The following is an 8036-nucleotide window of genomic DNA, read 5'->3' as shown; positions in this document are numbered from 1 at the left end:
CGCTCGATCTTCTTGAGTTCGGTTTCCAAACGCTTCTTGGTCTTGATGCTGGCGTCACTGGCGCTGGCCTGGAAAAATGAGCCGTCGATGCCGATGGTTTCTCTGCCCAGCAGCTCGAGTTCTTGGCACAGCACGATGAAATCACGGTTGGCCGCCCGCAACGCGCTCCCGTTGACCCGTCGAAACTCAGCGCTGATGCGGTAACTCGGGACTAATCCCTCCTGCAGCCATTCCAAAAAACCAGGCAGCTCAATCCTGCCGATCACTTTGCCGATGGGGTAGCTGAATAGTTACCGGATGAAAATCATATCTCTTATACTCTAACCAATCCGGTCTCCATCGTTAAGTTGTTGTTGAGCGATTTACATGCAATCGATCCGAAATCCGGTAGCGCCGAAAGGAAACATCCCCTATCTCGCCGCGTCCCTCCGGCCGATAGTCTCCTGGCTGATCCTGCCGGCGCTTCTGCTGTGCGGCCCGGCGCCGGCCGCCACCGGTCCCGAGCGCTTGCAGGACTACCTGAGGGGGCTCAGGTCATTGGTCTCCGACTTCAGGCAGATTACCCTGAATGTCGACGGGGGCCGCAGGGTGGAATCGAAGGGTACCTTCTACCTCAAGCGTCCCGGCCAATTTCGCTGGGAATATGAGAGTCCGGTCAAACAGATCATCGTCGCCGACGGCAAGCGCGTGTGGCTGCACGATCTGGAGCTGGATCAGGTCTCCCACCAGAGCCAGGCCAAGGCCTTGGGTGGCACGCCGGCCCAGCTGCTGGCGATGGAAGGGCCTGTCGACCGTCACTTCAAGGTGACCCCCTGGGACGCCGGAGACGGGCGTGAATGGGTCGAGTTGCGGCCCAAGGCCAAGGATACCCAGGTGGTGAGGATCCGCATCGGCTTCGCCGGCAAGCGTCTCGATATCTTGCTGATGGACGACAGCTTCGGTCAGCACACGCGCTTCGTCTTTACAGGGACCAAACGTAACCCGAGGCTCGACAAGGACCTGTTCCACTTCGACGCATCCAGCGCCGTCGATTTTTTGCAGATCGATTGATTCTACTTTGTCACATCCGGTCTGATCGGCTGCTTGTGCCGGATTTCGTTCGGAGTGCGCTGGCAATCCGACATGCCGACCCCTGTGCCTAAACCGCTCTTCTCCACTGCGCCCGCGGCACCCCTGGCCGACCGCATGCGGCCGCGCACGCTGGAAGAGATGTGCGGACAGTCCCACCTCCTCGCGCCCGGCAAACCGTTGCGCCGGGCTATCGAGGCGGACCGACCCCATTCCATGGTCTTCTGGGGACCGCCCGGCACCGGAAAGACCACCTTGGCGCGTCTCCTGGCGGCCTATTCGAGGGCCAATTTCCGCAAGCTCTCCGCCGTACTCTCAGGCGTCAAGGACATCCGCGAGGCCGTGGCCGAGGCGCGCAAGGTCTGGGAACGGGAGGGCCGCGGCACTATCCTCTTTATCGACGAGGTACACCGCTTCAACAAGAGTCAACAGGACGCCTTTCTGCCCCATGTGGAAGCGGGGACCCTGATCTTCATCGGCGCTACCACCGAGAACCCTTCCTTCGAGCTCAACAACGCCTTGCTGTCCCGGGCCCGGGTCTATGTACTCAAGCCGTTACGGATCGAAGATCTGGAGCGCGTCATCGATCGGGCCTTGGCCGATCCCATGCGGGGCCCAGGGGACCGGGGGTTGACCCTGGACCCGAAGCAGCGGCGACTCCTGGCCGAGGCGGCGGACGGAGATGCCCGACGCGCCCTCAATCTGCTGGAGCTGGCGGTGGACTTGACCGACGGCAGCGAGATCGGCGCCGATGTGGTCGCCGAATTGATCGCCGGACAGGTCCGGCGCTTCGACAAAGGCGGCGATGTCTTCTACGACCAAATCTCGGCCTTGCACAAATCGGTACGCGGCTCGGCGCCGGACGCCGCACTCTACTGGCTGGCACGTATGATCGACGGCGGCTGTGATCCCCGCTACATCGCCCGGCGGGTAGTGCGCATGGCCTCCGAAGACATCGGCACTGCCGATCCCCGGGCCCTGGAGTTGGCCCTGAACGCCTGGGAGGTGCAGGAACGCCTCGGCAGTCCCGAGGGCGAGCTCGCCGTCGCCCAGGCAGTCGTCTATCTGGCCTGTGCCGCCAAGAGCAATGCCGTCTACCAGGCCTGGAACGCGGCCTTGGAGGACGCCCGTCGTTCCGGTTCCCTGGAAGTCCCGGTGCACCTGCGCAATGCCCCCACTCGGCTCATGCAGGAGCTGGGATACGGCAAGCGCTACCGCTATGCCCACGACGAGCCGGAGGGCTACGCGGCGGGCGAGAACTACCTCCCGGAGGGCCTGCCCCACCCCAGATACTATGCGCCTGTGGACCGCGGGCTGGAAATCCGCATCCGCGAAAAGCTCGCACGCTTGCGGGAGCTGGATCGGGCCGCGGCTGGACGGGAAGCGGCGCCCGCGGATCGGAAGGTTCGGAGGGAATGAGCCGGCTATCAGCTACTAACGAGGCATCGCCTCAGACCGACGAGGCATGAGGCCCCAAAAGCCCCTCTCCCGTAAGGCCCCCTCTCCTACGCCCAACCAGCTGTTGAAAAGCCAAGGTAGGTCGAAGTCGAAATCGGGGTAGTGTTGTAACTCTGTTGTTTCCAAGACACAAGGTGTTGATTAGCATCGCTATTCGAATCCTGAAAAACAAAGTTAGAACACTACCCCATCATGGTTGGTTTCAAGAAATAAAAGAGCCCCGATCCAATGCCGAGACGATTCAACACAGCTGGTCCCTGTCTTTTCGAAGACCACTACATGCTCCCTCCCGAGGAGCGTCTGCCCCAGGTTCGCGAGCTGATAGACGGGAAACACTATTTCGTCATCCACGCCCCTCGGCAGACCGGCAAGACGACCTTGATACGCAATCTATCCCGCAAACTGACGGCGGAGGGGAAATATGCCGCGCTCACCGTCTCCCTGGAAAGCTTCGTGACGGAAGGGCCGAGAGAGGTCATGCCGCAGCTATTGGAAAAGGTTTCGAGGGAGTCGGAGTATGCATTGCCCAGCGAGCTGCAACCACCGCAGGTAGCGGAATTTACAGGGGAGCCGTTGATAGCCCTTGAGGGATACCTTTCCGCCTGGAGCGACGCCATCAGACTTCCGGTGGTGCTGTTCCTCGACGAAGCCGATTCCTTAGCCGGTCCCGTGCTGATTTCCCTCCTGCGCCAGCTGCGGGACGGTTACACAACTCGTCCTAGGCCCTTTCCCCAAAGCATAGCCTTGGTGGGTCTCAAAGATATTCGGGATTACAGAATTCAGGTGCGATCGGAGACCGAGACCCTGGGAACATCCAGCCCGTTCAATATCAAAGTTCGATCCCTGTCCATCGGTTATTTTACGTCCGAGGAAACCGCGGCACTGCTGCGGCAGCACCAGGACGAAACGGGACAGGGGTTTACGGACGAGGCAGTCCAAGAAATCTCTCATCAAACCCAAGGACAGCCATGGCTTGTCAATGCCCTCGCTGGCCAGTTGACAACCGATTTCGATGCGTTGATCAAGGATCGGCGTATCCCGGTGACACGGGATCATGTCCTGGCGGCCAAAGAGCTTATCATCGAACGGCGCGATACCCATCTCGACAGCCTGGTGCATCGCCTCCAAGAACCCCGGATCAAGCGGGTCATTGAACCCATTATGGTGGGAGAGGTTGTAGCGGATGCGACCTATGACGACGATTTTTCCTATACCAGGGACCTTGGCCTGGTAACGGCAGCCGATGGCGGTCCGCGACGCATCGCCAATCCCATCTATAGCGAAATCATCGCCCGCGTCTTGATCCATCAGGTGCAGACCAGTATCCCGGAAGACCCGGCCTGGTTCGTGGGTAAGGATGGAATGCTGGACATGATGAAGCTCATCGAAGGCTTTCTGGAATTCTGGCGGGAGAACGGCGAGGTTCTGCTGCGGGGCCTGCCCTATCAGGAGGCCGCGCCCCATTTGGTCTTCATGGGCTATTTGCAGCGTATCGTCAATGGGGGGCGGGTGGATCGGGAATTTGCCCTCGGCACCCGGCGGGCCGACCTAGTGGTTCACTATGGGGCAACGCAAAAGGAGGTCATCGAACTCAAACTCGCCCAAGCCCCTAAGGCCGTGGAACGCGGCACCCGGCAGGTCTCGGAATACACCAAACGGCTTGGCTTGCGGAAAGGCTATCTGCTCCTGTTCGATCGGGAAGCGACAATTCCTTGGGAGGAGCGGGGTGAGGTGGAAGAGATCGAGACCCATGGCGTGGCGGTGGTCGTGGTGCGAGTGTGAGTGCTATTCGAAGTAGTGATTGATTACTAAATGATAGCATACAATGTCGGGTCCCCAACGGTTTTATGGCCCTGGTCATGGCGGCGGGCTCCTTTGTCGCCGGTTCCACCAGTATGGGCGGGGGCGCGGTGGCCTTTCCAGTCATGACGCTGGCGTTTGATATCAGTCCTTCCGTGGCCCGTGATTTCTCCCTGATGATCCAGTCCGTGGGGATGATGGCGGCCAGTGCCGCCATCGTCATGATGTGGGTTACGGTGGAGAAAAAGGCCCTGCTGTGGGCCGGCATAGGTGGTCTGCCGGGTCTGTTGTTCGGCTACGAGGTCCTTTCCCCACTCCTGGCAGCCGCGGTAGTAAAGACCCTATTTGCCAGCGTGGTATTCAGCTTCGGCCTGATGCTGTGGTGGACAAACCGATACGCCAACCGCTTCCGTGTGACCACCATCCGTCGCTTCGGCTCGGTGGTCGGGCTGGAGCTGTTCGCGGCAGGTCTGGCAGGCGGGATCATCAGCGGCATTCTGGGCAGTGGGATCGATATCGCGGTGTTCTCGGTCTTGGTGCTGCGGTTCGGTATCTGTGAGAAGGTGGCTACCCCGACCTCGGTTATCCTGATGGGGACCAATGCCCTGGCCGGTATGCTCTGGGGCGGTGCGAGTGGTACCCTAGCCGCGGAGGCTTGGGACTATTGGTGGGTGTGCGTGCCCGTGGTGGCGTTCGGCGCGCCATTCGGGGCTTGGTGCATGAGCCGTTGGCGCCGGGTGCATATCGTGCGGTTTATCTGTGTCCTGATCCTTGTACAGTACGTCGGTACTCTTCTCATCCTGCCCCAGACACCGACCCTGCTAGCCTGGAATATCTTGGTAATCGCCTCCAGTCTTCTGTTGTTGCGTCTTTTTCATCAGGCCTGCGAAACGCGTAGGACACCTTGATTTTTCAAGGTGTCCTCCGGGCGTCCTTCAATCCGGTCAGCAGGTAAAGGAGAAAGCGAGGCGCATGTTGTTGGCGACCAGGCCCATCGTCCTTTTGCTCGCTCGCGGTTCAAGGATAACTCCCATCAGGAGACAGGAATTGAATATAGGAAATTCCGATCTGTTAGGCACTTTCAGTTTACATGTCTCACCGAGGCGGCGGACGACTCACGATATCCACTACAATGCAGGTGTCGAATCTGAAAGACCGTCTATACCGCCTGCGGGGCATCGCAAAGACCCGGATAGAGTCTGCTATGGGGCATCGATGAAGACCTTCAGTACCGCAGGTCCGGTAAGACCGGACGAACATTACAATATCCCGGCGCTATCGCGTTGGGATATGGACGAAATTCGCCGGCTGATCCGGGAGAAACGCTACTTCGTGCTCCACGCCCCGCGCCAGACCGGCAAGACCACCTGCCTGTTGGCGCTGATGGAAAGGCTCAACGCGGAGGCAGACTATAGGGCCCTGTATGTGAACCTGGAGCCGGCCCAGGCGGCGCGGGGGAACGTGGAAGCGGGCATGCGCACGATTGTCAGTGGGATTGCCGAAGACGCCCGTCGTTACTTGGGTGATCAGAGGCCGTGGGAGGGGGTCGAGGATGTACTGCGTAAATTTGGTCCCCACGGTGCCCTACGGGGGTTGCTCTCCCGCTGGTCGGAAGAGAACGACCATCCCATCGTTTTGCTCCTGGATGAAGTGGATTCCCTGGTAGGGGATACCTTAATTTCCCTGCTGCGCCAGGTCCGCGCCGGCTACCCGGATCGCCCCCAGGCCTTCCCCCAAACGGTGCTCCTGTGCGGGGTGCGGGACGTGCGGGATTACCGCATCCATGACGGCGATAACCAGGTCATCACCAGCGGCAGCGCCTTCAACATCAAGTCCGAGTCGTTGCGCCTGGGGAACTTCAGCCACGGCAATGTCGCCGCCCTCTACGCCCAACATACCGAGGCGACCGGACAGGTCTTCGAGGACGGAGTGATCGATTATGTCTTCGAGCAGACCAATGGTCAGCCTTGGCTGATAAACGCCTTAGGCTACCAGGCCTGCTTCAGAACCAAAGACAACCGCATCCGCAGCCATCCGATCGCCTTGGGCGTCATGCAAGATGCCCGCGAGCAGATCATCGAACGGCGGGATACCCATATCGACCAGTTGGGGGATAAATTGAAGGAACAGCGGGTGCATCGGGTCATCGGCAGGATGTTGGCCGACACCGCGGGAGAAGACGGCACCATTCCCGAAGATGACCTGCAATACGTGGAGGATCTCGGTCTCATCCGTGCCCGTCCCCAGCTCACCATCGCCAACCCCATCTACCGGGAGGTGATTCCCCGCACCCTTACCTGGACCACCCAGGTCCTGATCCCCCAGGAAACCGCTTGGTATGTCAGGGAAGACAAAGGGCTCGACCTCCCCAAACTACTCGACGCCTTCCAGCAGTTTTTCCGGGAGAACGGCGATGCCTGGGCCGGACGCTTCGGCTACAAGGAGGCCGGGCCGCAGCTGATGATGCAGGCGTTCCTGCAACGCATTGTCAATAGCGGCGGGCGCATCGACCGGGAATATGGCCTGGGACGTCGGCGCACCGATCTTTTGGTGCAGTGGCCCCTGGATGCGGATCAGGGCTTCCATGGTCCTGTGCAACGGGCGGTGATTGAGCTGAAGATCCTGCACAAATCCCTGGAGGCGACCATCGAAGAGGGACGGGCTCAAACCGCCGACTACATGGACCGGGGCGGTGCCGCAGCGGGCTATCTGGTCGTTTTCGATCGCACCCCGGATACCCCGTGGGAGAAGAAGGTCTTTGTCAAACAAGAGCAGTATGGAAAATACCGAATCGGGGTGTGGGGGATGTAAGGGCACCTTGAAAAATTCAGGGTGACCGCGCGGGGCATGGATGCCCCGCCATTTTTCAAGTACACCGGTATTTGAAAATGAAGCGAAGTGGAAGCTGTGTTTTCACTTCGCGTGAGGCTTGTCTATCAGTACTCTGAACCTGATTGATAAACATGGGATCAAGAATAAGTACTCCACAACAGATTATCGATTTTCTCGGGTTAGAGCCGTTGCTGTTTGAAGGGGGATACTGCAAAGAAACCTACCGCAGTCGCTCGATCTTGACCCCGGATTGTCTGAAGAACAAATACCCGGACGAGAGAAATGTATCCACAGCTATCTTTTACTTGTTGACACCGGATACCTGCTCCATCTTACATAGGCTGAAAGGGGACGAAATATATCACTTTTATATCGGAGATCCGGTTGAGTTGCTTGCTCTTGGGCCATATGGAAAAACGGAGCGGCATATCCTGGGACACGAAATAGAAAAATCCATGAAAGTACAATTGTGTATCAAGAGTGGTTGGTGGCAAGGCTCCCGCTTGCTGGATGGAGGACGATTCGCTTTGATGGGCACGACAATGGCCCCTGGCTTCAACTTCAATGATTTCGAAAGAGGAGACAGGACTCGGTTGCTCAAAGAATACCCAAGAGAAGCGAAGTTGATAGAGGCCCTTACAGGTAAGCCGGAATTCAATATCTAGTACAGCAGTGCCGAAGTACCGATAACATCGGTTGAGTTCTTCCATTGGAAATTTCGCGCTCGTTCCCACGCTGGAGAGACTGTAAAAGAATTCGCCCTTGGTCGTGGCGAGGGTAAACTCCCGGTCGGGCTAGATTCGAGAGGGTGAGATTGATGGCGAGAGGTTACAAGCCAGGCGTCGCCCGTGCCCAGGCCGCACGCCTGCCCGCCCGGA

Annotated in this window: 7 protein-coding genes; 6 read left to right on the top strand and 1 reads right to left on the bottom strand. The window is 58.9% G+C overall.

The genetic code is table 11. From position 1 onward, the window contains the following. The coding region (locus tag BQ17_RS15500; protein ID WP_500784425.1) for a transposase at positions 1 to 236 on the bottom strand (236 nt) is incomplete at its 3' end. Between the two features lie 130 nt (positions 237 to 366). Between BQ17_RS15500 and lolA the strand changes: the two genes are divergently transcribed. The 6 genes from lolA (at position 367) to BQ17_RS15470 (ending at position 7823) form a co-directional block, all read left to right on the top strand. Next, positions 367 to 1050 carry an outer membrane lipoprotein periplasmic chaperone LolA gene (lolA, locus tag BQ17_RS15495; RefSeq protein WP_089728569.1) on the top strand — a complete coding sequence of 228 codons (684 nt, stop codon included), beginning with the start codon at positions 367 to 369 and terminating at the stop codon, positions 1048 to 1050. 72 nt (positions 1051 to 1122) lie between these two features. Next, positions 1123 to 2487 (top strand): replication-associated recombination protein A, encoded by a 1365-nt coding sequence (locus BQ17_RS15490; protein ID WP_089728571.1) that lies wholly within the window; start codon positions 1123 to 1125, stop codon positions 2485 to 2487. A 318-nt stretch (positions 2488 to 2805) separates the two neighbouring features. Beyond that, entirely contained in the window at positions 2806 to 4308 is a 1503-nt protein-coding gene (locus BQ17_RS15485; protein WP_176722465.1) for an AAA family ATPase, read from the top strand. A 65-nt stretch (positions 4309 to 4373) separates the two neighbouring features. Then, entirely contained in the window at positions 4374 to 5234 is an 861-nt protein-coding gene (locus BQ17_RS15480; RefSeq protein WP_089728565.1) for a sulfite exporter TauE/SafE family protein, read from the top strand. A gap of 307 nt (positions 5235 to 5541) precedes the next feature. Then, positions 5542 to 7137, top strand: coding sequence for an AAA family ATPase (locus BQ17_RS15475; RefSeq protein WP_089728563.1), 1596 nt, complete (start codon positions 5542 to 5544; stop codon positions 7135 to 7137). A 152-nt stretch (positions 7138 to 7289) separates the two neighbouring features. Further along, the gene (locus BQ17_RS15470; protein WP_089728561.1) at positions 7290 to 7823 is read left to right on the top strand and encodes a cupin domain-containing protein; all 534 of its coding nucleotides are present in this window, start codon (positions 7290 to 7292) and stop codon (positions 7821 to 7823) included. The last annotated feature ends 213 nt before the right edge of the window (positions 7824 to 8036 follow it).

Source organism: Candidatus Thiosymbion oneisti, from assembly GCF_900092655.1.
In the GTDB taxonomy this organism is placed as follows: Bacteria; Pseudomonadota; Gammaproteobacteria; order Chromatiales; family Chromatiaceae; genus Thiosymbion; species Thiosymbion oneisti.
The sequence above is the reverse complement of the archived record's forward strand: the minus strand, read 5'-3'. Positions and strand labels throughout refer to the sequence as shown.

What these genes read in the sequence shown, in the direction of transcription:
- lolA (WP_089728569.1), top strand. Translation starts at nt 367, where the DNA reads ATGCAATCGATCCGAAATCCGGTAGCGCCGAAAGGAAACATCCCCTAT.
- BQ17_RS15490 (WP_089728571.1), top strand. Translation starts at nt 1,123, where the DNA reads ATGCCGACCCCTGTGCCTAAACCGCTCTTCTCCACTGCGCCCGCGGCA.
- BQ17_RS15485 (WP_176722465.1), top strand. Translation starts at nt 2,806, where the DNA reads ATGCTCCCTCCCGAGGAGCGTCTGCCCCAGGTTCGCGAGCTGATAGAC.
- BQ17_RS15480 (WP_089728565.1), top strand. Translation starts at nt 4,374, where the DNA reads ATGGCCCTGGTCATGGCGGCGGGCTCCTTTGTCGCCGGTTCCACCAGT.
- BQ17_RS15475 (WP_089728563.1), top strand. Translation starts at nt 5,542, where the DNA reads ATGAAGACCTTCAGTACCGCAGGTCCGGTAAGACCGGACGAACATTAC.
- BQ17_RS15470 (WP_089728561.1), top strand. Translation starts at nt 7,290, where the DNA reads ATGGGATCAAGAATAAGTACTCCACAACAGATTATCGATTTTCTCGGG.